The organism is Mycobacterium shottsii (assembly GCF_010728525.1).
Lineage (GTDB): Bacteria > Actinomycetota > Actinomycetes > Mycobacteriales > Mycobacteriaceae > Mycobacterium > Mycobacterium marinum.
Window position 1 is genome coordinate 3,194,073 of the sequence record NZ_AP022572.1, and the last position, 26,156, is coordinate 3,220,228.

Consider the following 26,156-nt stretch of genomic DNA (forward strand, 5'->3'; position numbering starts at 1 on the left):
GACGGTCGAGACGGTTGCGTTGGCTGGGGGCGTGGGCTCTAGAACCGCCCGCCGCCGCCCAGGAAGCCGCCGCCGGATGAGTCGCCGGACGAGCCCGAGGAGCCGCCGAACGAGGTGGGGCTCCACCCGCCGAAACCACCGCGCATGCCTCCGCTGAGGAGGTCGCCGATGATGATGCCGCCAAGGACTGCGCCGGTGTTGCTGCCGCCCTGGCGCGTGTAGGCGCGCTGGGCGGCCTGCACGTCGGAATTGGCCAGCGACTGCGCGTTCGCGGCCAGCGTCGAGGCCGCGTTGGCCTGGGCGATCGCTTCGGTCGGATTGGTCGATCGGTAGCTCTGTGCGGCGTCGAGTCTACGTCCGGCCTCGGCCAGCCGGGTCCTGGCTTCCGGCCCGATACTGCCGCGACGGGTATCGATGTAGTCCGAGACCGCACGTATCCGCGACTCGGCCGTGAACAGTGCCTGTTCGAGTGAACGTCTGAGGTGTTCGGCGTTTGCCTGCTCCTGGGCGATGGCGGCCAGGAGTCGGTCGAGATCGGCGTCTGCCGTGGTGAGCTGGGCAAATGCACTCAGCGGATCCGCGGCGCCGGTGACGCGAGCGTTATCGACGGCCCGAGCGGCGGCATCGCGGGCCGCGATCAGCTCTGCGGCGTAGGCCGATTTGTTGGCCGGTGACTTCTGCAATTGCTCGTTGGCGTGCTGGATGCCCGCCTGAATGTCAGCCTGCACCGACGGCATGGTGGCAACCGCATGTCCGATGTCGCCGGCCGCGCTGTCCACTGCGTCGAGCAGCGAACGAGCCTGTCCGAGCGCGGACTCGGCGGCACGTACCGCATCCACCAGACCCGTCTGTTGGCCGCTGACTGCCTTTGCGGACAACTCACGTGCCGAGCTGATGTTGCTATCGGCGAAAGCCAGCAGTTCGTGGGCGGAGGTGACATTGGCGGAGATCGAACTCAGCGCGGTGGCCCCGAACTCGTCGTGCAGCTCGACCAGTCGCTGTTCGGTCGGGGCAATGCGGGTGGTGAGTTCGATGTATCGCTGGGTGAGCAGGTCCAGCCGGGCCGGCGCGTTGATCACCAAGTCACGCAGCTTTTCGAAGGCCTCGGTCTGGGACTCCAGTTCGCGGTCGGCGTTGGCGGCCGAAACGATCACCCGGGTTAGTAGGTCACGCCGCTGCGCGGGTGTCTCGGGTGTGCTGTCGTCAAGCTGCTGACGCACGCTAAACGCATGGGATAGCGCAGCTTTGGCGTTGCTTACCGCCTGGGAAAACGGCGCGGTCCGTTGTTCGCCGAACTCGTCGATCGCCACGGCGAGCTCGTTGGAACTGGTGCGCACGGCGTTGTCGACATCGACCACCATTGACCGGGACAGTTCGTCGAGGACGTCCAACGGCACCGCGGCGAGAGCTCGGGCATCGGTGGGGTCGACCCGCCGTGCCGCATCCAGTGCGTTGGTGCGCCGCCGGCTTGCGCGGTAGCGCATCACAATCCAGAAGATCGCGACGGCTACGGCGAGGACGCTCAGGACGACGAGCAGCGGTATTCTGCCGGACGGGCGTGGCGATTTGTTGAGTCCGTCCGCCGCGGCGACGGCGGCGCCGGCCCAGTCGCCGTCGCGCAGTTTGGGCTCGATCTTGTTGCGGCGCAGACTTTCGACCTGGCTGGAGGTGATCCCGTCCACGGTGGACGGCACCAGGAACGCATAGGAGCGGGCGACGGTGGCCACGGCCAGTATCGCGTCGTAGTCACCCAACTCGCTGGTTTGCATGGTGCGCTGTGCCCAGTTCGTGGCGCTCTGCCCGGAGAAATCGTCGACGTAGACCACCCAGAGCCGCACATGTCGCTCGGTGTAGAGCTGGTTGACGGCGGTTGTCACCTTCGCGCGACCCGAACTGGTGAGCGCGTCAGCGTTGTCGGTGACATAGCTCGCCAGCCGGAATGGCGGTTGCGCGCCGGAAGGCGGCGCCAACAGCAGCCCGGTGGTGAAGATCATCAAGATCACGCCAAGTAGGCGGGGGATGCGCATAGCCTAATTTAGCCTGGCAAGCACACAGTCTCATCGGAGCAAGGCTTTGCATGTCCGGGCGATTCGCCGCCGGAGGCAAACAGTGTCGGCGCGAGCGCCGGCCGTGGGTCCCGGCGGCGATCTGCCTGGCAGACTGTGGGGCGGTGAGCACAAAGCAGCAGGAGCCGTATGGCGACTTCGACCGCCAAAGGCGCGTGGTCGAAGCGCCCAAGACCGCGGGTCTGCCGGGCACCGAAGGTCAACATCGCACCGACTTCGCCCGCGACCGCGCTCGAGTGTTGCACTGTGCTGCGCTGCGCAGGCTTGCCGACAAGACCCAGGTCGTCGGACCGCGCGAAGGCGATACGCCCCGCACCCGGTTGACTCACTCACTGGAAGTGGCCCAGATCGGGCGGGGCATGGCGATCGGCCTGGGCTGCGACTTGGACCTGGTCGAATTGGCGGGTCTGGCCCACGACATCGGGCACCCGCCCTACGGGCACAACGGTGAACGGGCACTGGACGAAGTCGCTACCGGATGCGGTGGCTTTGAGGGAAACGCGCAAAACTTCCGCATTCTGACCAGCCTCGAGCCGAAAGTCCTTGATGAACGCGGCCTTAGCGTGGGTCTGAACCTGACCCGCGCAGCACTGGACGCGGTCACCAAATATCCCTGGCCTCGTGGCGGCGCGCGGCGCAAGTTCGGTTTCTACGACCAAGATCTGCAACCAGCGCTTTGGGTTCGGCAGGGGGCACCGCAGCGCCGGCCGTGCCTGGAAGCCCAGGTGATGGACTGGGCCGATGATGTCGCCTATTCGGTGCATGACGTCGAGGACGGTGTCGTCTCCGAACGCATCGATCTGCGGGTGCTCGCCGACCATGACGAGGCGGCGGCCCTGGCCAAGCTGGGGGAGAGCGAATTCTCGCGGGTCAGTGCCGACGAATTGATGGAGGCTGCCGGTCGGCTGTCGGGGCTTCCCGTCGTCGCGGCGGTAGGCAAGTACGACGCGACGTTAGCGGCCTCGGTCGCGCTGAAGCAGTTGACCAGCGAGCTGGTGGGCCGGTTCGCGTCCGCCGCGATCGCGACTACCCGTGCCGCGGCCGGTCCGGGGCCGCTGGTGCGCTACCAGGCGGATCTGCACGTGCCCGAGTTGGTGCGAGCCGAGGTCGCGGTGCTGAAAATACTGGCGCTGCAGTTCATCATGTCCGATCCGCGGCATCTCGAGACTCAGGCCCGGCAACGCGAACGAATCCACCGGGTGGCGCAGCTGCTGTATGCGGGGGCGCCGCGCACGCTCGATCCGATCTTTGCCGCGGCATTCAATGCCGCCGGGGACGACGGCGCTCGGATGCGGGTCGTCGTCGATCAGATCGCCTCCTATACCGAGGGCCGCTTGGAACGTATCGACGCCGCGCAGCTGGGCGATGGGAGGGTCGGGTAAGCGGCCTGATGGCGTAGCTGTGCACGCTTTAGACTGAGCCGATGTCGGGTCCGGCGGGTACTAGAGATGCGGGTCGTCCCGGTTCGGGAGGCCGGTCCCGGATTTCTGATCGTGACATCGCCGCCATCCGCGAAGGCGCCCGCATCGAGGATGTCGTCGGCGACTACGTCCAGCTCCGACGCGCCGGCGCCGACTCACTTAAGGGCCTGTGCCCGTTTCACAACGAAAAGTCGCCGTCGTTTCATGTGCGACCCAATCACGGTCACTTCCATTGCTTCGGCTGCGGCGAGGGCGGCGACGTGTACGCCTTCGTGCAGAAGATCGAACACGTCAGCTTCGTCGAGGCGGTGGAACTGCTCGCCGACCGGATCGGTCACACGATCAGCTACACCGGCGCGGCCACCAGTGTGCAGCGTGATCGCGGCAGCCGCAGCAGGCTGATTGCCGCCAATGCGGCGGCCGCGGCGTTTTACGCCGAGGCCCTCGAGTCCCCCGAGGCGGCACTGGCCCGCAAGTACCTGACCGAGCGCAGTTTTGACGCTGCGGCCGCCCGCCACTTCGGCTGCGGCTTTGCGCCGTCGGGGTGGGACTCTTTGACAAAGCATTTGCAGCGCAAGGGCTTTGAGTTCAAGGAACTGGAGGCGGCCGGGTTGTCCCGGCAGGGGCGACGTGGCCCGATCGACCGGTTTCACCGGCGCCTGTTGTGGCCCATCCGCTCCTCGGCCAGTGAGGTGATCGGGTTCGGGGCGCGGAGGTTGTTCGATGACGACCCGATGGACGCCAAGTACGTCAACACCCCCGAGACGCTGTTGTACAAGAAGTCCTCGGTGCTGTTCGGCATCGACCTGGCCAAGCGCGATATCGCCAGGGGGCATCAGGCCGTGGTGGTCGAGGGCTACACCGACGTGATGGCCATGCATCTGGCCGGTGTCACCACGGCTGTGGCATCCTGCGGCACCGCGTTCGGCGACGAGCACTTGGCGATGCTGCGCCGGCTGATGATGGACGACAGCTTCTTTCGGGGCGAGCTGATCTATGTCTTCGACGGTGACGAAGCGGGCCGTGCCGCCGCGCTCAAGGCCTTCGACGGTGAACAGAATTTGGCCGGTCAGTCCTTTGTCGCGGTCGCCCCGGACGGGATGGACCCTTGTGACCTGCGGTTGGCCTCGGGCGACACCGCCCTGCGTGACTTAGTGGCCCGACGGACCCCGTTGTTCGAGTTCGCGATCCGCACCGCCCTCGCCGAGTCGGACCTGGAGAGCGCCGAGGGCCGGGTGGGCGCGTTACGCCGCTGCGTACCGATGGTGGGTCAGATCAAAGACCCCACGCTGCGCGACGAGTACGCCCGGCAGTTGGCCGGTTGGGTCGGTTGGGACGATGTGGCTCAAGTCATCGACCGGGTGCGTGGCGAAGCGAAGAACGCCACCAGACCGAACCGGGGTGGTGCCGCGACCAAGACACCTCGTCGCGCCGCTCACGAGTCCACTGACACGGGCTCTGCCGAGCCGGCCGCCGCTCGCCCCGACCCGCGTGATCCGACGCTGTGGCCGCAGCGTGAGGCACTCAAATCGGCGCTGCAGTACCCGGCGCTGGCCGGGCCGGTCTTCGACACCCTGACCGTCGAGAGTTTCACCCACCCCGGGTACGCCGCGGTGCGAGCAGCCATTGACGCGGCGGGCGGCACGGCGACCGGGGTTACCGGGGCGCAGTGGATGGACATGGTGTGCCAACAGACCACTTCACCGTTGACCTCAGGGCTGATCAGTGAATTGACGGTAGAGACGATCCAGGTTGATGAGGAGAAACTGCCCCGCTACATCGGTGGTGTCCTGGCCCGGCTGCAGGAGGTCTGGATGGGCCGGCAGATCGCCGAGGTGAAATCCAAGCTCCAGCGGATGTCACCGATTGAACAAGGCGACGAGTATCACGCGCTGTTTGGCGACCTGGTCGCCATGGAGGCCTATCGACGCAGCCTGTTGGAACAGGCCAGCGGCGATGACCTCACCGCGTGAGACGGGGCGTCAGGTCAGGGTGCGGCCTTGGGTTGGCGTTCAACGACGACCGTCTGCGCGTCGATCTCGGTCAACGTGACGAACCCGGAATCGGGGGAGACGCGGTTGGCGATCTTGCGGCGTCCGGCGTCGATCACCGTTTTGGCGGCGGGGCTGCCGGTAAGCGCGCGATAGGTGCCGGCGATCTGCTCGTAACGGCGGCGCCCGGCCTTCGCGCCCAACACGTAACCCAGTCCCAGCAGGGCGACATACCCGATCAATGCGGTCCCTCCGACTAACGGTGCGGTTGCTTCTATCCTGCCTCACGGGCAAGGCGGTGCGCTCGCCCGATCCCTCCAGTCGGGTGCGCGGCACCGAAAAAACGACGATCGGGTGGGTATCTGGTCCCTCTGATAGTTGGGCGCAGGTCTACCAGTACGCTATAGTCGTCCCGCGATCTGCACCACCGTTCGCATGGACCGGTTAGTCCCCTGTAGCTCAATTGGCAGAGCATTCGGCTGTTAACCGAAGGGTTGGAGGTTCGAGTCCTCCCGGGGGAGCCAAGATAGTTAGACGGGTCGCTTGATCGATTGACCGGCATTCCGCGGACATCGCCGCTACCCGTTAACCCGCTGCGAGAATCACCGTTCAGGTAATGGGTGCCCGGCGAAGGCGGGCGACCAGTGGGTAGAGCTGGTAGCCCAGGCAGATACCGAATGCCGCGTTGAGGAAGGCCGCGAACAACGCCAACGAGGTCGCGACGACGCCCCACAGCGGTACCCCGAGGGCAAAACCGACGACGCCGGCGGCGGCGAAAACCAGTCCGACCAATTGGGCGAACCGCAGTGGCGGCACCGGTTCGAGTTCCCGCGCCGGTCCAAGTCGCGCAGCGGCAAGTTTGGCGAACAGGAATCCATAGGGGCTGCGCCGTGGACCCCGCAGCGCGGTGACGGCGAAGATCATGGTCTGGACGCCCAGGATCACCGCTGCGGCCCGGGGGCTGGCGATGGAGACGACCAGGGTGAGGATCAGGACCATCGTGGTGATCCACGCGGCAAATCGCGGGCCTCGTACATCCACTTAACTTGGATGGCTGGGCATCTGGCCGCTCCTGTCCGACGGTGGCGGTTAGCTGAGCAAGGGGATCAGCGTTGCCCGCAGGTCAGCTACCTTCGGGACACCCGCGGTGCGGTATCGCTGCTGTCCGTCGGTGTCGAAGATGAAGGTAGTGGGTAACGAGAGCACAGACAGCCGTTTCGCCGCGACCGGATTCGCGTCGATGTCGACCTCCACGTGTGCGACATCGGGTAGCTCCTCGCATACCTGATCGACCACGCGGCGCACCGCGGCGCAGGGCCCACACCAGTTGGCGCTGAAGTGCATGATGGTGGGCCCGGTTTCAGATAGGCCAAGATCCGAGGTGTCCTGGTGCGCGCGGTCGGTCGAGGGGCCGGTTTCGCGCAACACTCCCGCGCGGCGATTGACCGTCAGCCCGATCGCCGATGCCCCGGTCAGGGCCGCGACGATCGCGGAGGCGGCTATCAAAGTGGTGCTCATCGGCCAATCCTCAGATCGAGAAGTCTTCGCCGTGCCACACCCCGGCCTCCGGCGGCCGAATCACCCGCGCGTTGGGCGGGCGGTCGTCGACCTGCGCCTCCAACCTGGCCACCCTGGTCAGCAGCGACTGCAGGCTGCCCCCCACCAGATCGGGTAGTAGCGAGTCGTCGTCTCCAGACGGCCCCTGGCGGCTGATGACCTGTCCGGGCACCCCCACCACCACCGCACTCGACGGGACTTCTTTGACGACGACGGAGTTGGCGCCGATGCGGCTGTCGTCGCCGATCTTGATCGGGCCCAGGATCTTGGCGCCCGCGCCGATGATCACTCGGTCGCCGAGAGTGGGATGGCGTTTGCCGACGTCGGTGCCGGTGCCGCCGAGGGTGACACCGTGGTACAGCGTGACGTCGTCGCCCACCTCTGCGGTCTCACCGATGACAACCCCGGTCGCGTGATCGATGAACAGCCCGCCACCGAGTACGGCCCCGGGGTGGATATCGACACCGGTCAGGATGCGATTGATCTCGCCCAGCGCGCGCGCCACCAGACGGGCGTTACGACGCCACAACCAGTGGCTGATCCGGTGTCCCCACACCGCGTGCACGCCCGGGTAGCAGAAGATGACCTCCAGCGTGGTGGGCCGGGCCGGATCACGCTGTCTGGCGGCCTGGATGTCGCGCCGTATCTGGGTCAGCATGGTCACTCGCTCAGATCCGCGAACAACACCGTGCTCAGATATCGCTCGCCAAAGTCGGGTAGGACGACGACGATGAGTTTCCCGGCGTTCTCCGGCCGGTGGGCTAGCTCGCGCGCCGCCCACACGGCCGCGCCCGACGAGATGCCGACCAGCAGTCCTTCTTCGGTTGCCATCCGTCGGGCCAGCTCGAGCGCATCGTCGTTGCCGACGGTTATCACCTCGTCGACCAGGGCGAGGTCGAGCACCGGGGGCACGAATCCCGCACCGATGCCCTGGATCGGGTGCGGTCCCTTCTGTCCACCGGACAGCACCGGGGACGCCGCCGGTTCCACGGCAACAAACTGGGCCGAAGGCCTGCGCTGCTTGATGACCTGGGCAACTCCGGTGATTGTGCCGCCCGTCCCGACTCCGGATACGAAGATGTCGACCTTGCCGTCGGTGTCGCGCCACACTTCTTCTGCGGTCGTGACGGCGTGGACCGCCGGATTCGCCGGATTTTCGAATTGCTGGGGGATGAAGTATCGGTCGTCGGTCTTGGCCAGCTCCTCGGCTTTGGCGATGGCGCCCGCCATGCCCTCCGCGCCGGGGGCGAGGACGAGCTCGGCGCCGTAGGCGCGCAACAGCATGCGCCGCTCGATGCTCATCGTGTCCGGCATCGTCAGCACGCACTTGTAGCCGCGTGCGGCGGACACCATGGCCAGCGCGATGCCGGTGTTGCCGCTGGTCGGTTCGAGGATGATGGTGTCGGGTTTGATCAGACCGGCTTTCTCGGCCGCATCGATCATCGCGACCCCGATGCGGTCTTTGATGCTTCCCGCTGGATTGAACGATTCCAGTTTGGCGACGACATCGGCCGCTGCGCCGTCGGTGACCCGCCGCAACCGGACCAGCGGCGTACCCCCAATCAGCTGGGTGATGTTTTCGGCGATGGTCATTGGCCGTCTCCATCGGTGTCGGCGTCGCCCGCGGTGGCCACCCGGGTGCGGTCGAACTCGGTTGTGTTGGGAGCAGGAGTCGTTGGCCAAACTGGGAGTCGGTGCGTGGCGCCGGCGGCCGCCTCGGTACCGGGGCGCCCGACGCGGCCAGTGCCGCTGAGGCTCAGGGGGATTGGCGCCCGTGGTTGGTCCGAGAAAGCGGAGCCGGAAGCGGTGGTGGGCTGGTCGAGTTCGCCGACGTCCGGGCCGGTACAAGTGCGCGGGTTAACGGCGGTAAACGCTGAGATATCCTGCCGGACAACGCCGTTGCCCGGTTTTACCGCCACTCGCGCGGCGGCCGGGCTCATCAGATGGTGGTAGCGCGGTGTCCGGTCCGCCCGGGCTTTGCGGTTGGGTACGGATAACACAGTCATAGCGGGGTTGGTCTTCCTGAAGACTTTGGTCAGCCTGCGTCACAATCCATGAGGCGACAGAGGCGACGATTACTGGACGGTCAGAACGCGTCAGGAATCAACAGCAACAACAACAGTCCACGGCGGGGCAGCGCGTGAGGACAAAGCTCAGCTGTGAGGCCTGTTGCATGGCTCTACTATAAGGCATGCGGGTATTCCGCCTGTTCGGACGGCAGGGCCCGGCATGCTCGTCGAGTGGGCTTGGCTGCTGGCTCGTGCCGGTTCACGGCTGCGGGGCGGGTCTGGAGCGGTAGCGCGATCGCCGACACTAATCGTATTCGGGCAGCCACATGGTTTCGCGAATGGCCTGACCTACGTCAGCATGGATTCTGGTGGCCACGTTGTCTGCGACGGCTGCTTGGTACACGGCCGCCGCGACCGTTCTCGAAATCCCCCGCAGGTCCTGGACATCCGGCAGCAGGGAATCCCCGGTCGTTGTCGGACTCGCCTGGTGCGCAAGGGCTTTCGCTGCCGCTCGCAGCATGCCCTGGGTCAACAACCGGGCCCCGGCCACGATCACGCCCAGCCCGATGCCGGGGAACACCAGCACGTTGTTGGCTTGGCCGATCGTGTAGGCGTTGTCGTGGTATTCGACGGGTGCGACCGGGGTGCCGGTGGTAACCAACGCCTTTCCTCCCGACCACGCCAGCACGTCGGCGGGCATGGCCTCCATCCGCGAGGTCGGATTGGACAGCGGAAAGATCATCGGGCGATCGCACGATTGCATCATCGTCTCGACCACCTCTTGGTTGAATGCGCCGGAGACGGTCGAGGATCCGAGCAGGACGGTCGGTGCGGCGAGCTTGATCGCGTCGACCAGGCCCACCCGATCCGAGGCGCCGACGCCTAGCCGGGCCCGGTTCTTGGCGTAGGGCACCTGGAACTCGCGCAGGTCAGCCATGTCGTCGAACAACAGCCCTTGTTTATCGACGGCCCAGATCTGCGACGTTGCCTGCTCGACGGTGGCACCATCGGCGACCATCGCGTCACGGATCTGGTCGGCGACTCCAACCCCGGCGGTACCGGCGCCGAAGACAATCACCGTGTTGTCGCGCACCGGGACTCCGGTGACATGGGATCCGCCGTCAATGGCCGCCACCACCACCGCGCCGGTGCCCTGTACGTCATCGTTGAACACGCAGTAGTCCGCACCGTATGTCCGCAGGATCATCCGCGCGTTGGTCGGCCCGAAGTCCTCGAAGTGCAGCATCGCGCGGGGGAACAGCCGGTGGGCGATCTCGATGTAGCGCTTGATGAACTGGTCGTATTCCTCGCCGCGGCGCCGGGCATGGCGATTACCCAGATAGAACGGGTCCTGCAACAGCTGTTCGTTGTCGGTACCGACATCGAGTGACACCGCCAGACTGCGGCGAGGGTCGATGCCGCCGCCCGCGGTGTACAGGGCCAACTTGCCCACCGCGATCTGGATGCCCCCGACGCCCCAGTCTCCGATGCCAAGGATGGTTTCGGCGTCGGTGCAGACGATCAGGTCGACGTCGTCGGGACCCAGACCGAACGTTTCGAAGGCAGCAGCGATCTCATCGGGCTCATCGATGCTCAGAAACAATCCCCGTTGACCACGGTATTCATCCGAGAAGCGTTGGATGGCCTCTCCGACGGTGGGCGTGTACACCACCGGCATGAGCTCGACCAGGTGCTCGGTCAGCACTTTGTAGTACAGCAGTTCGTGGCGATAGTGCAGCTGCTCCAGGAGCAGATTGCGGCCCAGGTCAGTGGCCAGGCTTTGCAGCTGATGCCATACGCGTTCGGACTGTTGGTCCAGGGTGAGCACGGCGGCGGGCAGTCGTCCGGTCAGGCCCAGTGCTCGACGCTGCTCGTGGGTAAAGCCGACGCCGCGATTGAGACTTGGTGTGGACAACGCATCCGGAAACCGAGGCACCCGGGCATCGCTCATCGATAGCCTCCATCCGTGACTTGACGAGTTAAGCCACGGTAACGCCCCGCGGCGGCCCCGGGAAGATGACGGCAAGCATCACGAGAAATGCCCGTGAAGCGTCCTCGGTGGATCACGTAAAAATGCCCGCGGAACGGTCGATCCTTGGCAGGCATGGGAAGTGGGCTGTCGATGTCGTCTCGGGCCGAGATCACCGCGAAGTTCGCCAGGGGGTATGTGGGGGCGCCGAAGGCGGGCAAGGGGCAGATTCTGGATCAGGTGGTGGCGGTCACCGGCTGGTCGCGTGACAACGCCCGGCGGCGGTTGAGGGCGGCGGCCGCGCCGCCGGGAGCGGGTCGGCAGGTCGCCAAACGGATTTGCCGGCAACGCAATCCGAAGTACTCCTAGGATGCGCTCAAGGTGTTGCAGAAGGTGTGGGCGGCCTCAGGCGGGCAGTGCGGCCGGTACCTGGCCGCTTCCATGGCACTTCAGTTGGATGCTCTAGAACGCCACGGCGAACTGGTGGACGGCCGTGACCGTTACGGCCCGGCGGTGCGTGCCGAGCTGTTGGCGATGAGCAGCGCCACGATCGACCGCTACCTGCGCGGCGCCAAGGCCCGCGACCAGATCTCGGGTGTGTCGACGACGAAACCCTCCCCGCTGCTGCGGTCCTCGATCACCATCTGCAAAGCAGGCGATGAGGCCGAAGAATCTCCGGGGTTCTTCGAAGGCGACACCGTGGCGCACTGCGGCCCGACACTGAAAGGTGAGTTCGCCCGCACGGTCAACCTCACCGACATGCACATCGGCTGGGTGTTCACCCGCACGGTGCGCAACAACGCCCACCCCCACATCCTGGGCGCCCTCAAAACCGGAATTACTAAAATCCCTATAAGGTAACGGGTTTGGACTTCGACAACGGCACCGAATTCCTCAATAAGGCGGTCATCAAGTGGGCCGCGGACATGGAGATCTTCTTCACCCGCTCACGACCCTACAAGAAGAACGACCAGGCCACCATCGAGTCCAAAAACAACCACCTCGTGCGTCGCTACGGGTTCTACTACCGCTACGACACCGACGAAGAACGCGCCGTGCTCAACCGGCTGTGGCACCTGGTCAACGACCGGCTCAACTACCTGACCCCACCATCAAACCCATCAGCTACGGCTGCAGCCGCGACGGTCACCGCCGCCGGCTCTACGACAAGCCCCAGACCCCTGGACCGGCTGCTGGCCGCCGGAGTCCTCTCAGCGGCCCAACAAACAGAGCTGCTCACCTACCGCAACAGCCTCAACCCCGCCGCGATCGCCCACCAGATCGCCGACCTGCAAGCCGCCCTGCTCAGACTCGCCAAAGACAAGACCGAACAGCTCTACCTCGCCGCCATACCCGCCGCTCTACCCGCCCTCAAAGCCGGCATCCGCATCAAAAGCAAGACCACCAGCTGACCCCGATTTCGCGGGCATTCCTTACGTGATGCATGAACCAGGTTTCGCAGGCATCTTGACTTGATGCATCACGGATGATCGGCGCCTGCGCCTCCCGGCTATTTCCCGGCGGACAGGTCGGGCTTCCGGTATCGCATACCGCTGTCGCTGAGGCGTTTTCGGCGTTGTCGGCCCGGACGCCGCGCTGGCCAAGCCGCGCCATGGGCGCACGCTACGGGTGGGTTTGGGGCCGGGCTGGGACCATGGTGAATGATTTCTCGCCGCAATCGGGCATAAGGAAGCTGCCGGCACATATTTATTCACGCCAAGTTACAAATTCGCGGACACCGACGGTTATCGAAGCTTACAGTTCACCGCAGATCGTTGCCGAAATTCACGCAATCGGGACGCGCTCCCAATGCCTGATGAACTGGGCCGGTATGAACCGCACTCAGCTCCTCACCATCTTTGCCACCGGGCTTGGCCTATTCATGATCTTCCTTGACGCGTTCATCTTGAATGTGGCGCTACCGGACATCCAAAATACGTTTGGAGTGGGGGAGGACGGCCTGCAATGGGTGGTGGCGGCATACAGCCTCGGCATGGCGGTCTTCATCATGTCGGCCGCCACACTTGCCGACCGCTACGGCCGCCGTCGCTGGTACCTGATGGGTATCGCCTTGTTCACGCTGGGATCGATCGCCTGCGGTTTGGCGCCCTCGATCGCGATGCTCACTGCTGCGCGGGGGGTTCAGGGTTTCGGCGCGGCAACGGTCAGCGTCACTTCACTGGCACTGGTGAGCGCCGCATTTCCCAACCCGAAGGAGAAAGCGCGAGCGATCGGGATCTGGACCGCGGTCGCCAGCGTGGGCACCGCTACTGGCCCGACGCTGGGCGGTCTGCTGGTGGATACGTGGGGGTGGCGGAGCATCTTCTACGTGAACGTGCCCATGGGGGTGTTCGTCATTCTGCTCACCGTCGGATTTGTGGCGGAGTCGCGCAACGCCCGGGCCGGCCGGTTGGATCTGTCTGGCCAGGCGCTGTTCATCGTCACCGTGGGAGCCTTTGTTTATGCCGTAATTGAGGGCCCCCAGATCGGCTGGACATCGCCGCTGATCCTTACTCTGCTCATGACCGCCGTAGTTGGCTGCGCCCTTTTCCTTTGGATCGAGGGAAGGTCAGCGGATCCAATGATGGATCTGACGTTGTTTCGTGACAGCTCTTATGCGCTTTCCATCGGGACTATTTGCACGGTGTTCTTCGCGGTCTATGGGATGCTGCTGCTCACCACGCAGTTCCTGCAGAACGTTCGGGGCTACACCCCGGGGGCGACCGGCCTGATGATCCTCCCGTTCAGCGCCGGCGTCGCCGTCGTTTCGCCACTGGTGGGAAGCCTGGTTGCGCGGGTCGGCGCGCGCGTGCTCATCCTCATCGGGCTCGGTCTGTTGATGCTGGGGCTGCTTACGCTGATCGCCAGCGAGCACCGGAGCTGGGCCTTGGTACTGGTCGGCCTTGGATTTTGTGGCACCGGCGTGGCGCTGTGTCTGACACCGATCACCACCGTCGCCATGACCGCGGTTCCCCCGGAACGGGCTGGCATGGCTTCGGGCATCATGAGTGCACAGCGGGCGATCGGCTCGACGATCGGCTTCGCCGTGTTGGGATCGTTATTGGCCGCCTGGCTGTCGGCCACGCTCGAACCTCACCTGGAACCCGCGGTGCCCGATCCGGTCCAGCGACACACCATTGCCGAAGTCATCATCGACAGTGCCAACCCGCGCGCCCACGTCGGTGGGATCGTGCCGCGGCGAGAAATCGTGCACCGCGATCCCGTTGCGATCGCGGAGGAAGACTTCATCGAAGGCATACGCGTGGCGTTCTTCATCGCCACGGCATCACTAGGCTTCGTGTTTCTGGCGGGCTGGCGGTGGTTCCCCCGAGGCGGGGCAGGCATGCTCGGCGATGCCGAGCGCGAGGCGGACGCCGTCGGTCTTTGAATCGTCGAGGGAAAGTCGAGACGTCGGCCGGCCCGACGCCCCTCGGGGGTACCTCTGGGCAGTACGCCCCGCCAGCTGCGGGACGTTCCGGCGCCAAAAGCTGGCCAAACCTGCACGATGTAGCCACGTTTCGCCAATCCGGCGTGGTTGACCACGTCGCTGGACTCCGCTGCTACCTGCCGCACACCAGACGTGCTGTGTCCCAACGCCCTGCAAAACAAGGACCCCAAAAAATCGAGTTCCTTTGAGCCGTAGTACTTCTCAGATGATGTGCTCCTCATCTGCCCCGCGAGGGTGTCTGAGTGGCAGGTATCGATCAGGCGGGTACCGGCTCACTGCTTGTCGCGTTGGTCCAGTCGGTGTCCCAACTGGTCGGCAACATTGGCAATCGCGGGCTGTCGCTGAAAGCGTTGCTCTCGAGCACCGTCACCCCCGCGGGGGAAGCGTGTGACTTCCCGGACAAGGTTCCGGCAAAGCCCGGTGCTCTTGAATCTTGCTGGCAAGCTACCGTCGAACCCGTTGTATTTGGATGAGCGAGCGTGCTGGACGCCACCAGCCTGGCTTCCGGCGCTACACTTGGCGGCACATCGCCGGCCGACGCTACCGCAGAAGAACCGTCCCACAGCGGCTTTGCTCCGGTGTGTGCGGCGACAGGCTTGGCGCTCGCAGTCGCTAGTCCGGCGTCGGCGGGCGGCACGCTCACGCTCGCAGGCTGTGTGTAGAGGCTGAGCAGAAACGGAAGATTCTGGGCAATACCGATATCGAAGGCAGCCGATAGACCCCGCTCGGTACCGGTCAACGCGCATACCGTTGCAACTGCGAACGGTGTACTAGCCGCCACGGCCAAAGCCAGCGGCACTGGAGCGATCGCTGCCACGAGCAGCGCGATCATGATCGGGATGATGTTTTCGATGACGACTGTCGCCAGGGCCCAAACGACAAACGCCACCGTCCAAATCACGAACATGAGAGCCGCTAGCAGCTCTCCCGCTATCAGCAGAGCGATCAGATCCCTCAGGAAGAGGTAGATAAAGCCGATGAGTCTCACGATGAACGTGAAAATCGCCACGATGGTTTCCCATAGGAATAGTGGTGCAGGGGCGAGGGCGTCCGAGAGCACGCCCGCGAGGGTACCGATTTCGGCTTTGAGCACCGGCGGGGCTGGTGTGGTGTGGGGCATCGAGGCCAGTGTCGTGCCCGAGATGACTTGATAGGCGCTCATGGTGGTGGCCGCTTGGATCCACATCCGCGCGTAGTCGGCTTCGTTGAGTGTGATTGGGATGGTGTTGAGCCCAAAGAAATTGGTCGCCAACAGCGCCGTGTGGGTGGTGTGGGTGGCGGCCAGCTCCGCCAGTGTCGGCATCGTTGCCAGCGCGCTGGTGTAGGCCCCGGCCGCCACCTCGTGCTCGGCCGGAGTCGCCGCGTAGTCGGCGCTGGTGGTATTCAACCAGGCCAGATAGGGCACGTGCGCATCGACATAGCTCTGCGCGCTCGACCCCTGCCACGCGGCAGCCGCCACCCCGCTCAGTGTGGCGGTGAGTTCCTCCGGGACGGAAGCGTGTTCGGCGGCAAGTGCCGTCCATGCTGCGGCGGCCTCTTGCAGTGGGCCGGGGCCTGGGCCCGCGCTCAGTAGTGCCGAATGCACCTCCGGCGGAGATGCCATCCATACAGACGCCGTCATGAGGGCGCTCCTTAAGTCATACCCCCTCGGTCCGGGGCGGGTGCCGTGCTCTCGGAGCGCGGTTCTACCAAAGCTGACGACAACGGATCCGCCCAAGCAGCCGGCGAGACCATCTCGCCGGGCCTGATCAACAACGGAGCACTCAATGACGCCGCGCCCACCGGGCGTGCACCCTTAGGAACCACTGCTCCTCCGATCGTCAATACCTGACAGCTATGCGGCCTTGAGGCTGCCCCTGGTCGCGAACAGCCGCGGCTAGGGCTGCTGGCCGCGGGGAAGGCAAATCCGCATTTGCGGCCGAGCGTAGCAAATAGTTGCCGGGTCTTTCGAAATCGACCGTCCAGTGAAATTGATTGACATCAAGGGCATTTCAGCGACTGGCGGGCGAGAATGTAAAGAAGGTGGACAGTACATTTACGTGAGGTATGGGTGGGGCATTTGTAAATGTGGTGACTGCTCACCCTCTGCTGTGGCGCAACAAAATGTGACCGATCTTCGCCGGCCGCTGATGCGCCAGCCTTGGCGGACTTGTATCGGTAAGCCTGAGAACTGTCGAAACATGTTTAGCCACAGCGATATTAGTTCGCCGCGGAGGCTGAGTTGGGTTCCTTGAGGTAGCGCCGGATCGCTAAGCGGGACAATGAAATAGAAGTCAGCTTTGGTGATCCGCCGCACGGTGGACCGGTTGATGCGGGCGATAGGGCGCGGGGCGAGGTCTGGCGCATCGCCATCTCCGTTGCCCGCAGGGCACGTGGCTCGCGGATCTTGGAGCTACCGCACTTGATGCCAACCGCAACTCACGGGTTTGGTTGGCCGACATGACCCTGCTGGACCCGTCCATGCGGCACAAATAGCGCGCGCATGATCTCAGTGGCGGACCGCGGCTGCTCCCTGTCCGATGACCGAACCATGTTGGACGGAAATCCGGATGTGCGGATCTGCGCCGGCAACGACTCGACCACATGTGTGTCACAGGGGCCGGTGGGACAGTCGTTGGGGCTGGCCAGTTGCGTAAGCCGGTCGAGGCCCCGCAGCACCGTATGCCCGCCCAATGTCCAGTGCTGGCTCTCGTCGGGGTCGCTCGCCTGCACTGTCTCAGCCGAACTCAGGACGCGGTGTGGATCCGATTTCGCCAATTCGCACAATCGCGCCGCGATGTTGACCGGTTCACCGATGACGGTGTATTCGAACCGCTCGAATGCTCCTACATTGCCCGCCAGGACAGCTCCCGCGGCCACTCCAATCGCGGCCTGGCACTCGGGTACCTCGTTGGCGAGTCGATGAGCGATCGCGCGGGCGGCGCCCAGCGCGTCGGTTTCTGGTGAAAGCGCCCGTATCGGGGCGCCGAAGATCGCCAGAGTTCCGTCGCCCTGGAACTTGTTGATCAGTCCGTTGCGTCGGCTCACCTCGTCGATGATGACGGCAAACATTTGATTGAATAGCCGCACAACCTCGGCGGGAGGGCGGGCGGTCACCAAACGGGTAGATCCGATGATGTCCACGAAAAGAACCGCGACGCAGCGCTCTTCGCCGCCAAGTTCGAAACTCTGGTCCTCGGCGGCAGCGGCGACGTCACGCCCGACATGACGGCCGAACAGGTCCCGGATCCGTTCACGCTGGCACAGCCCCTCAACCATTGCGTTGAAGCCGCGCTGCAGTTCGCCGAGCTCTGTGCCGTCGAAGACCTCGAGCTGGCAATCAAGGTCACCAGATTCCACACGCTTGAGGGCTGAATGTAGATCGCGCACTGACGTCGCAGTCAGCCAGGCCGCGATCATGTTGCACAGCACGCCCGAGACGAGCGCGGACGGCGCCAGCAACAGCAGCACGAGCTCCAGATCGTTCCTGGTCAGGTGTTGTTGCGACATCGCGAACGCGACAGCGAGGATGATCCCCACCAGTGGAACACCCGAGCCCAACACCCACGACGTCGTGGCGCGTCTCATGACGCTGGGGGCAAGACGCCGTGTGGGCTGCCCGCCGCCAAGCGCGATGGTGGCCGCTGGCCGCAGCATCAGCTCGGCGAAGAAGTAACACGTAGCCGACAGTGCGATACCACTTAGGCTGGTGCCCAGAATGATCTTGGGGACGTACTCGTAACTGACGCGTCCGTAAAGGACGGCGAACAGTGCCGAACCGATCGTCCACGAGACCACGGGAACCAGGGCTAGGTCCTGTCTGCTAATTGCGGACGCGGTGGTAGGTGATGATGGCGGCCAGGGTGGCACCGCTGAGGTAGGTCAGGGCGTATTTGTCGTAGCAGGTGGCGACCGCGCGCCAGTGTTTGAGCCGGTTGAAGCTTCGCTCGACGGTGTTGCGGTGCTTGTAGATTCGGCCTGAGAACCCCGGAGGCCGTCCTCTGTTGCGGCCTTTGGCTTTGCGGCGGGTGATCTGGTCGCTGCGCTCGGGGATGGTATGGGCGATCTTGAGCCGGCGCAGCTGTGCCCGCGTCGAGTCATGGGAGTACGCCTTGTCTGCCAGCAGGTGAAACGGGGCGTATGAGTTGCTGCGCCGGGCGGCCAGCAGTGGCCAAAGCATCGGATTATCACCGGCTTGACCGGCCGACAGTGCCAGGGTGACCGGACTGCACAGCTGGTCGGTCAAGGCGTGGATCTTGGTAGTCAGCCCGCCGCGGGAACGCCCAATGGCGTGGTCATCGGGCTCATCGAGATATTTCTTGTAATTCGACAGATCCCCCCTGTGCGGCGCCCGGGGGCGCGCTCCGGCTGCGTGTTGGTGGGCGCGCACACTGGTCGAATCGACCGACAACAGTGCGCCCAGGTCGGCGTCCTCGGCGTCGAGGTCAGAGGCGATCGCCGCGAAGATCCGCGCGTAGATGCCATCGACCGACCAGCGTAGATGCCTCTCGGCCACCGATTGCCAGGGACCGAAGTGCTCGGGCAGGTCACACCACGGAGATCCCGTACGGTAACGCCAGATAATGCCCTCCAGAGTACGTCGATGATCGTTCCACGGCCGGCCACGCCGCCGCCCCGCAGGCAACACCGCCACGATCAGCGACCACAAATCATCAGAAATCGCATGCGTCCGCATCACCCAAACAGCATCAGCCAAAACACCATTCACATTAAGCAGACACGCCCTAGGCGCCCGGTATTGAGCAGGAATGGGTAGTCGCCGTCGGGCATCTCATCGGGCACCAGGTGCGGGCGGGCGAAGAACACCGCACGCCCCGTTGCGGTGGGGAACGCCAGCCGCGGCACTGTGCCATCGTCGCGAACGAACTGAAGCTGGCTGACACCGTCGTTGAGGTAGCGGATCGGGCTTTGGCTGCTCGCGCCGTCCGGCGGACACGGCCACTGCAGCGGGGTTTCGCGCAATCTGTCGTGGCTGATACCGCGCAGGTCGTATCCGGTCGCCGGATTGGAGAAGCGCTTGATCTCCTCGAATTCCTCCGCGGCGGAGCTATAGCTGAACGACTCCGAAAAACCCATCTCGCAAGCGATCCGGGCGATGATCTGCCAGTCCGGTAGCGCGTCACCGACCGGATCAACGGCCTTCGGGAACAAGGACATGTTGCGTTCGCAGTTGACCATCACGCCGTCGGATTCGGTCCATAATGCGGCCGGCAGCAAGACGTTCGCGTACTCGTTGGTCTCGGTTTCAAAGAACGCGTCCTGGCTGATCACCAATTCGGCTTTCTCCAAGCCGGCCAGGACGGTCTTGCGATTGGCCACCGTGGCAACGGGATTGCTGCAGATGATCCAGCACGCCTTGATCTCGCCGTCGGCCATGCGGGAGAACATGTCGATGACGCCGCCGCTGACATCGGTGCGCAGCGCCCCACCGGGTAGACCCCACTGCTCCTCGACGAACTCCCGGTCCGGCGCCGACAACACCGAGCGTTGTCCGGGCAGACCCGGCCCCATGTAGCCCATTTCGCGTCCGCCCATTGCATTGGGCTGGCCGGTGAGGGAGAAGGGGCCGCTACCCAGCTTGCAGATCGCCCCCGTAGCCAGATGTAAGTTGCACAGCGCGTTGGTGTTCCAAGTGCCATGGGTGCTCTGATTGAGTCCCATTGTCCAGCAGCTCATCCAGTTCGCCGCCGTACCGATCCAGCGTGCCGCGGTGCGGATGTCCTCGCTGGGAATGCCGGTGATCTCGCTTACCCGGTCGGGGGTGAACTGCTCGAGGAAACTCGGCATCACCTCCCATCCCTCGGTGAACTCGGAGATGAACTGCGGATCGGTTTGTTCGTTCTCAACGATGAGGTGCAGCAGACCGTTGAGTAGTGCGAGGTCGGTGCCCGGCGCGATCTGTAGGAACAGATCGGCTTTGTCGGCGGTCGCCGTGCGCCGTGGGTCGACGACGATCAGCTTGGCGCCGGACTTGACGCGTTCCATCATCCGCAGGAACAAAATCGGGTGGCAGTCGGCCATATTGGCGCCGACTACCAGAAACACGTCGGCGTGGTCGAAGTCCTGATAGGAGCCCGGCGGACCATCCGCCCCCAACGACAGCTTGTAGCCCGAGCTCGCACCCGCCATGCAGAGCCGAGAGTTGGATTCGATCTGGTTGGTGCCGATGAACCCTTTAGTCAGCTTGTTGGCCAGGTACTGGGCCTCGATCGACATTTGTCCCGACACATAGACGCCGACGGCGTCCGGCCCGTGCTCATCGATGATGGCGCGTAACCGCATGGCGCACTGGGTGATGGCATCGTCGATCGGGATGGATTCCAGGTGCCCCGCTCGGTGGGCCTGCAGGTACGCCGATTCCATCCGGCCGGGCGCGGCAAGCAGGTCCGCGGTGGTCGTTCCCTTGGTGCACAATCGGCCGAGGTTGGCCGGATGCGACTTGTCCCCAGTCGACTTGGCGACGCGGCGCTTTCCCGTCTGCGGGTCGGTCGTAGTTTGCAGCACTATTCCGCAGCCGACGCCACAGTACGCACACACGGTTTTCACGGCGTCCTTGTTGGGCGCCATGAGTTCCCTGGCCACGCCTGCATCCTTTCTCCCCTGCTGCACAAGGGGTTATGCGCTGAAATCTTGCGATAAGGATGTTTCAGCGCGGGATGTCGAAGGTTTCGGCCGTTTTACGGTTTCCTCGCAGCGGGCCGGGCCTGCCGGTGCGTTGTTGGAAACGGCACCAAAACCTTGGTTATGCAGTTGAGCCGATTCCGGTCATCCCCAAGGTCTTCGTCGACCCGGCTATCTGTCGCCAGGCTACCGCCCAAGACACCATCATCAGTCGCCTGAGCTGCGGTTTAACGAAATCCGGGGGACATTCACAGTTTGCGTCAAGCTCGCGAGACGCGCCTTCCCGCGCCGTGATCCTGACCTTGGTATTTCGGGGTCTACAGACGTTGTCCAAGGGGTTCACAGACTTCGCTAAGCTCGCGAAGTGCACCGTCACCTGCGTGTGATTCTGATGATCCTGGGGCTGGTCCTGGGATTGGGTGCCCCCGGTTGCGGCCACAAGTCTGCGCCACGGCCGACTACCGCGCCGGATACCTGCAAGAACTCCGATGGGCCGACCTCCCAGACGGTGCGTCAAGCCATTGCCGCGGTTCCCGTCGGGGTGCCGAACTCGACTTGGGTCGAAATCGCGCGGGGACACACCAAGAACTGCCGCTTGTACTGGGTGCAGATAATCCCCACCATCGCCTCCGAATCGACTCCGCAACAGCTGCTGTTCTTCGACCACAACACCCCGTTGGGCTCACCAACCCGCAACCCGAAGCCCAATATAAGGGTGCTTCCCTCCAGCCAGGACACCGTGACGGTCCAGTACCAGTGGCGGGTGGGTAGCGATCCGCAGTGCTGTCCGACCGGTAGCGGCACCGTGCGATTCCAGGTCGGGCCGGACGGCAAGCTCAAGGCGCTCGGTCCGATACCACACCAATAGCCGCGCTAAGCGGTCGTTTCCGTCTCGCCTCAGCAACTACTCGCTGTGAAGCACCCCCCAACCCGGCAGTGGTGTGCTCGACATCACTGGATTTGCCCTCTCTACAGCAGTTTTACAGCAGTTCCCCAGCAGTTTCAGGCTGCCTACGAGGTGCCTGGCAGCCCGAGTTTTGGCACGCTGGGAAATCGTTGTCGCTTCTCAGGAGGCGGGTCTAAGGAGGGTGATGGAACAGCAGATGCTGCTGCACCGCGAAGAGTCGCAGAGCAGTCCCGGCCGCTCGAAAGCTGTAACCAGGCGCTGGGGTGGCTCCCGTCACATCTCCCATTGGGACGCTGAGGATCTGGTGGCCTGGGAGGCCGGCAACAAGCGCATCGCACGGCGCAACCTGCTCTGGTCGGTGGTGACCGTGCACCTGGGCTACTCGGTGTGGACGCTGTGGCCGGTGCTGGTGTTGTTCATGCCCGAGAATGTCTATGGCTTTTCCGCCGGCGACAAGTTTCTGCTCGACATGGTCGCGACACTGGTTGGGGCTGGCCTGCGGATCCCCTATTCGGTTGCCACCACGGTTTTCGGCGGCCGAAACTGGGCCACCTTCTCCGCGGCCGTGCTGTTGCTTCCCGTCGTTGGCACCATGGTGCTCTTGCTGCACCCGGGCCTGCCGCTCTGGCCGTATCTGGTGTGCGCGGCGCTAAGCGGGCTGGGCGGTGGCAACTTCGCGGCCTCGATGAACAACGCCAACGCTTTCTACCCCCACCGACTCAAAGGATCAGCGCTCGGAATTGCCGGCGGCATAGGAAATCTCGGCGTTCCGGCAATCCAGTTGATGGGTCTGCTGATTATCGCCGTTGCCGGCGAAGGCAAGCCGTACCTGATCTGCGCGCTGTATTCGGTGTTCCTTGCGATCGCCGCAATCGGAGTGGCGCTGTCCATGAACAACGTTGTGCAGCACCGGGTTAAGGCCCGCCATATGCGCCCGATCGTCACCACGGTCCTGGCCAACCGCGACACCTACCTGCTGTCGCTGCTCTACCTGGGCACCTTCGGTTCGTTCATCGGGTTCTCGTTCGCCTTCGGGCAGGTCTTGCAGACCAACTTCATGGCGATTGGCGAACACGCTGCCCAGGCCACCTTGCACGCGGCCGAACTGGCCTTCCTCGGTCCGCTGCTTGCCGCGGTGGCCCGCATCTACGGTGGCAGACTGGCCGACCGGCTGGGCGGGAGCCGGATCACCCTCGTGGTATTCGTTGCGATGACAGTCGTTGCCGGGCTGTTGATCAGCGCAAGCAGCCTGGAAGGTCGGCACAGTGGCCCGATGCGCGGAGCCACCATGACCGGCTACGTCGGCTGCTTCATCGCTTTGTTCGTCTTGGCCGGCTTGGGCAACGGGTCTGTCTACAAGATGATTCCGACGATTTTCGCGGCATGCGGGCGCTCCTTGGATCATGGCCCGAGTGTCGGAGGACTCGATCACCGCGACCGGCCGCGCGTCATATCCGGGGTGGTGATCGGGTTCGTCTCGGCGCTGGGTGCCCTCGGCGGGGTCGGGATCAACCTTGCATTGCGCGAGTCCTTCGTCGCCACGGGCACGACGACCGACGCGTTCTGGCTCTTCATGGTGTTCTATGCCGGCGCGGCCGCGTTGACGTGGAAGGTCTACGTGCGCCGCCCGGTGGTTGGCATTCAGGCCCTGCCGCCGGCTATCGCACCGCAGCCGGCACCCGCGGCGGCGGAGCTGCTTGGATCCTAGGGCTCGCACCCGACGCGCGGCTGCGGCTGACCATCAACCGGAGTGCTGGCGGGCGGCACGGGGCATCGATGGTGGATGCCCGGTTGACCGCCTCGGCACGTTCGCTGGCCAGGTCGCGCTGCGCAACGCGCAACGCCCAGTGCGGCTCGATCGGCCTGCGTGCTATGGGGTTTCTAGTGCGAAAGCGGTGATCGCCCCGGCCAGCTGGCGTCGGAACCCGGCGGGCCCAAGGAACTCAGACACCCAAACAAGGGCCCGCCCACTGGTGCCGGTCGCCAACCTGGCCGGGTCCGATCTAGCGGGTGAGGATCAGCAACTTTCCTTGTGGATTATTGATGTGGTTCTCGAAGAAGTCGGCGCCAAATTCATCTAGCCCGACTTTCGCTACGAATGGAGACCGCCACTCAATATTGGTGAAGCCGACCACCGATGCAATATCCTCGATGCAGGATTTATGCCACCGATACACTTCGAACACCAAGCCCTCGACTCGGGCTGGATGAAAATGAACCAATCCGCCGTTCTTTTCCTCGGCCTTGGAGACTTAGTAGCCGAACTTCTCCTCCGAGTCATTCCTGTCATGGAGTTCGATTCGGAAATCGGGGTTGAAGCTGAAGGAGACGAAGCGGCCGCCTGGCTCGAGCAACCGATAAACGTTACGCATTGCGGTTTCCAGCCTCACCGGATCCGGCATGTAGTGAAGAAGATGAATTGCTGTCACAGTATTGAAGGTCCGCGATTCCTGCAGATTCAAGATATCGTCGACCCGGTAGTTGATCCCCAGTGGCTTCTGGTTCTCCTGACTCACTGCGAGGCTGATGAGCTCAGCTGACAGGTCGGAGCCGCTGACGGGTCCCGCTTTGACAAGAGTGCGAAACTGCCTCGTGTAGAACCCGTCCCCACAGGCCAGGTCGAGCAGGCTCTTGCCGGCAGCTTCGGTGAGGGCGTCCATGATGACCGGCTTCTGGCACAAATCATGGTAGAGCGCCATGTTTATCATGCCGGCGACATATTGTGCCGCAATTTTGTTGTATTTTTGGCGAGTCAATTCCTGGCGATCGGTGTGCATGGTCAGTTGCTCCTTACTTTGCTGGCGGTGCTGATAGCCCGCTAGATTCCGCTAGCGGAACTGTTGAGAGGTCGACTAATGGCCTTCTGGGAGGGCATCCTGTCGGCGAATTTCATCGTCCGGATCGGCCGCAATGCGTGCTGTGGCAAATCGAAGGATCGGCGCGGCCATTACGGATGTTGCGATGGCGGTGAGTAAAACAATCGTATAGAAACTGTCGTTGAATATTCCCAGGTCGTATGCGGTATCGGCGATGATGATCTGAATAACGCCTCGCGCGTTTAGTCCTGCACCGAGCGCGACGGCCTCGGCGCTACTACGCCCGCTGCTCTTGGTGCCGATGTAGGCTCCGAGAAACTTGCTAGCCACGGCGGCTGCAAGTACCACGAGCGCCGCGGCAAGCGTGGTCCTGTCCGCTAGCCCCGTGAGGTCCGCCTGCAGCCCGGCGGTGGCGAAATACAGCGGAGCGAGAACATTGTTGACAACCGGATGTAGCGAATCAAGGCCGCTGCGGCGGTCCGGTGGCAACGCTGCCAACACGATTCCTGCGGCAAACGCACCTAGGACCGGTTCCAGTTTTAGGGCGTGAGTTGCGGCGGCCGCCAGCATTACCAGCCCGACTGCGTAGGCCAGGATGGGCCGTGGGCCAGCGGAATGTTCGGCCGCTGCTGGTTGCTGGCGACTGTTGACGAAGACTTCGACTATTTTGCGGCCGATAATCGTTGCCGCCACAACCGAAATGATCAAGAAGACGGTCAACAGCACGGTGCCTACGGATAGATGAGCGATTGCCATGGCGCAGACGACGGACAGCAATACCCAAGCTATTACGTTGTCGATGACCGCCGTAGCCAAAATGAGTTGAGCGATATCGCGGTGCATCAAGCCAAGGTCGGAGAGCGTCTTGACAATCACCGCGATCGCGCTGACCGAGAGCGCAACGGCGAGGAACAGCGCGAAGACGAGGCGGTTGGAGCCACCTGTCAGCACGCTCGGCATCAGTAACCCGATACCGAGGCCAAACACGACCGGGACGAGTAGACAAGCCGCGCTGATTTTGGTGATGGCAAGCCGGTTGGATTTCAGCAGATTCAAGTCAACCTGCATCCCGCTAAGGCCCATCAGCAGTAGCACCCCGAAGGTGCCGACCGCGTCAAGGCCCAACCGCTCGCTGACTTGCTCGGGCAGCAGCCAACTGGATAATCCGGGTGCAATCTGACCGAGTACCGATGGTCCGAGCAGCACCCCGTGTCCGTGGCCATGAAAAAGTAGCCACTGGTGGCCAAGTCGAGGTATCCAGTTTTGGCCAGATAAAAGTATCCACCCCGTGTTCGTCGTGTCGATCAGGAACTGTGGGCCCCGATGGTGACGGTGAAGGCGCCAACCAATG

General features: G+C 63.9%; 22 protein-coding genes, 1 tRNA gene and 1 pseudogene. 9 read left to right on the forward strand and 15 right to left on the reverse strand.

Annotated elements, in window-relative coordinates; translation table 11 throughout:
- Positions 1-38: 38 nt before the first annotated feature.
- Entirely contained in the window at positions 39-2,027 is a 1,989-nt protein-coding gene (locus G6N41_RS14810; RefSeq protein ID WP_198913213.1) for a TPM domain-containing protein, read from the reverse strand.
- Positions 2,028-2,170: 143 nt separating this feature from the next.
- On the opposite strand from G6N41_RS14810, the gene G6N41_RS14815 reads away from it, so the two are divergent.
- Positions 2,171-3,448 carry a deoxyguanosinetriphosphate triphosphohydrolase gene (locus G6N41_RS14815; protein WP_198913214.1) on the forward strand — a complete coding sequence of 426 codons (1,278 nt, stop codon included), beginning with the start codon at positions 2,171-2,173 and terminating at the stop codon, positions 3,446-3,448.
- A gap of 41 nt (positions 3,449-3,489) precedes the next feature.
- The gene (gene dnaG, locus G6N41_RS14820; RefSeq protein ID WP_198913215.1) at positions 3,490-5,460 is read left to right on the forward strand and encodes a DNA primase; all 1,971 of its coding nucleotides are present in this window, start codon (positions 3,490-3,492) and stop codon (positions 5,458-5,460) included.
- Positions 5,461-5,474: 14 nt separating this feature from the next.
- Here the strand turns inward: dnaG and G6N41_RS14825 are convergent, their stop codons facing one another.
- Positions 5,475-5,720: a hypothetical protein gene (locus G6N41_RS14825; protein WP_020730346.1), complete on the reverse strand. Its 246-nt coding sequence runs from the start codon at positions 5,718-5,720 to the stop codon at positions 5,475-5,477.
- 206 nt (positions 5,721-5,926) lie between these two features.
- Here G6N41_RS14825 and G6N41_RS14830 point away from each other — a divergent pair.
- Positions 5,927-6,002, forward strand: a tRNA-Asn gene (locus G6N41_RS14830).
- Positions 6,003-6,087: 85 nt separating this feature from the next.
- On the opposite strand, the gene G6N41_RS14835 is transcribed toward G6N41_RS14830, so the two are convergent.
- The 6 genes from G6N41_RS14835 to G6N41_RS14860 form a co-directional block, all read right to left on the reverse strand.
- Entirely contained in the window at positions 6,088-6,519 is a 432-nt protein-coding gene (locus tag G6N41_RS14835; RefSeq protein WP_198913216.1) for a DUF4395 domain-containing protein, read from the reverse strand.
- 48 nt (positions 6,520-6,567) lie between these two features.
- The gene (locus G6N41_RS14840) at positions 6,568-6,996 is read right to left on the reverse strand and encodes a thioredoxin family protein (protein WP_198913217.1); all 429 of its coding nucleotides are present in this window, start codon (positions 6,994-6,996) and stop codon (positions 6,568-6,570) included.
- Between the two features lie 10 nt (positions 6,997-7,006).
- Positions 7,007-7,693, reverse strand: a complete 687-nt coding sequence (cysE, locus tag G6N41_RS14845; protein ID WP_198913218.1) for a serine O-acetyltransferase — start codon at positions 7,691-7,693, stop codon at positions 7,007-7,009.
- Between the two features lie 2 nt (positions 7,694-7,695).
- Complete coding sequence (gene cysK / locus G6N41_RS14850; protein WP_198913219.1) at positions 7,696-8,628, reverse strand: cysteine synthase A; 933 nt, start codon at positions 8,626-8,628, stop codon at positions 7,696-7,698.
- Positions 8,625-9,041, reverse strand: coding sequence for a hypothetical protein (locus G6N41_RS14855; RefSeq protein ID WP_198913220.1), 417 nt, complete (start codon positions 9,039-9,041; stop codon positions 8,625-8,627). The genes cysK and G6N41_RS14855 overlap by 4 nt, the downstream gene beginning before the upstream one ends.
- A gap of 307 nt (positions 9,042-9,348) precedes the next feature.
- A complete protein-coding gene (locus G6N41_RS14860; RefSeq protein ID WP_198913221.1) occupies positions 9,349-10,995 on the reverse strand; it encodes an NAD-dependent malic enzyme in 1,647 nt (548 codons plus the stop codon).
- 171 nt (positions 10,996-11,166) lie between these two features.
- Here G6N41_RS14860 and G6N41_RS14865 point away from each other — a divergent pair, with 171 nt between their 5' ends.
- From G6N41_RS14865 to G6N41_RS14880, 4 genes are all read left to right on the forward strand, one after another.
- Positions 11,167-11,382: a hypothetical protein gene (locus G6N41_RS14865; RefSeq protein ID WP_198968057.1), complete on the forward strand. Its 216-nt coding sequence runs from the start codon at positions 11,167-11,169 to the stop codon at positions 11,380-11,382.
- 72 nt (positions 11,383-11,454) lie between these two features.
- Positions 11,455-11,874 (forward strand): hypothetical protein, encoded by a 420-nt coding sequence (locus G6N41_RS14870; RefSeq protein WP_198913147.1) that lies wholly within the window; start codon positions 11,455-11,457, stop codon positions 11,872-11,874.
- Between the two features lie 5 nt (positions 11,875-11,879).
- Positions 11,880-12,425, forward strand: a complete 546-nt coding sequence (locus G6N41_RS14875; RefSeq protein ID WP_231608483.1) for a hypothetical protein — start codon at positions 11,880-11,882, stop codon at positions 12,423-12,425.
- A 419-nt stretch (positions 12,426-12,844) separates the two neighbouring features.
- Complete coding sequence (locus G6N41_RS14880) at positions 12,845-14,401, forward strand: DHA2 family efflux MFS transporter permease subunit (RefSeq protein ID WP_198967874.1); 1,557 nt, start codon at positions 12,845-12,847, stop codon at positions 14,399-14,401.
- Between the two features lie 316 nt (positions 14,402-14,717).
- Here G6N41_RS14880 and G6N41_RS14885 read toward each other — a convergent pair whose 3' ends face one another.
- The 4 genes and pseudogenes from G6N41_RS14885 to G6N41_RS14900 all read right to left on the reverse strand — a co-directional run.
- Positions 14,718-16,082, reverse strand: coding sequence for a PPE family protein (locus G6N41_RS14885; RefSeq protein WP_198913222.1), 1,365 nt, complete (start codon positions 16,080-16,082; stop codon positions 14,718-14,720).
- 797 nt (positions 16,083-16,879) lie between these two features.
- Complete coding sequence (locus tag G6N41_RS14890; protein ID WP_231608485.1) at positions 16,880-18,310, reverse strand: adenylate/guanylate cyclase domain-containing protein; 1,431 nt, start codon at positions 18,308-18,310, stop codon at positions 16,880-16,882.
- On the reverse strand, positions 18,264-19,139 hold the full coding sequence (locus G6N41_RS14895; RefSeq protein WP_407663823.1) for an IS5 family transposase: 876 nt from the start codon (positions 19,137-19,139) through the stop codon (positions 18,264-18,266). Before G6N41_RS14895 ends, G6N41_RS14890 begins: the two co-directional genes overlap by 47 nt.
- Positions 19,140-19,186: 47 nt before the next feature.
- A pseudogene (locus G6N41_RS14900) lies at positions 19,187-21,028 on the reverse strand (molybdopterin-dependent oxidoreductase); the annotation flags it as partial.
- 445 nt (positions 21,029-21,473) lie between these two features.
- Here G6N41_RS14900 and G6N41_RS14905 point away from each other — a divergent pair.
- Positions 21,474-21,950, forward strand: coding sequence for an LppP/LprE family lipoprotein (locus G6N41_RS14905; protein WP_198913223.1), 477 nt, complete (start codon positions 21,474-21,476; stop codon positions 21,948-21,950).
- Between the two features lie 223 nt (positions 21,951-22,173).
- Entirely contained in the window at positions 22,174-23,697 is a 1,524-nt protein-coding gene (locus G6N41_RS14910) for a nitrate/nitrite transporter (RefSeq protein ID WP_198967876.1), read from the forward strand.
- Between the two features lie 295 nt (positions 23,698-23,992).
- On the opposite strand, the gene G6N41_RS28630 is transcribed toward G6N41_RS14910, so the two are convergent.
- The 3 genes from G6N41_RS28630 to G6N41_RS14920 form a co-directional block, all read right to left on the reverse strand.
- Positions 23,993-24,178: a hypothetical protein gene (locus G6N41_RS28630; protein ID WP_231608487.1), complete on the reverse strand. Its 186-nt coding sequence runs from the start codon at positions 24,176-24,178 to the stop codon at positions 23,993-23,995.
- A 63-nt stretch (positions 24,179-24,241) separates the two neighbouring features.
- Entirely contained in the window at positions 24,242-24,766 is a 525-nt protein-coding gene (locus G6N41_RS14915) for a class I SAM-dependent methyltransferase (protein ID WP_231608493.1), read from the reverse strand.
- A gap of 75 nt (positions 24,767-24,841) precedes the next feature.
- Positions 24,842-26,011, reverse strand: coding sequence for a cation:proton antiporter (locus G6N41_RS14920; protein ID WP_231608495.1), 1,170 nt, complete (start codon positions 26,009-26,011; stop codon positions 24,842-24,844).
- Positions 26,012-26,156: the final 145 nt, after the last annotated feature.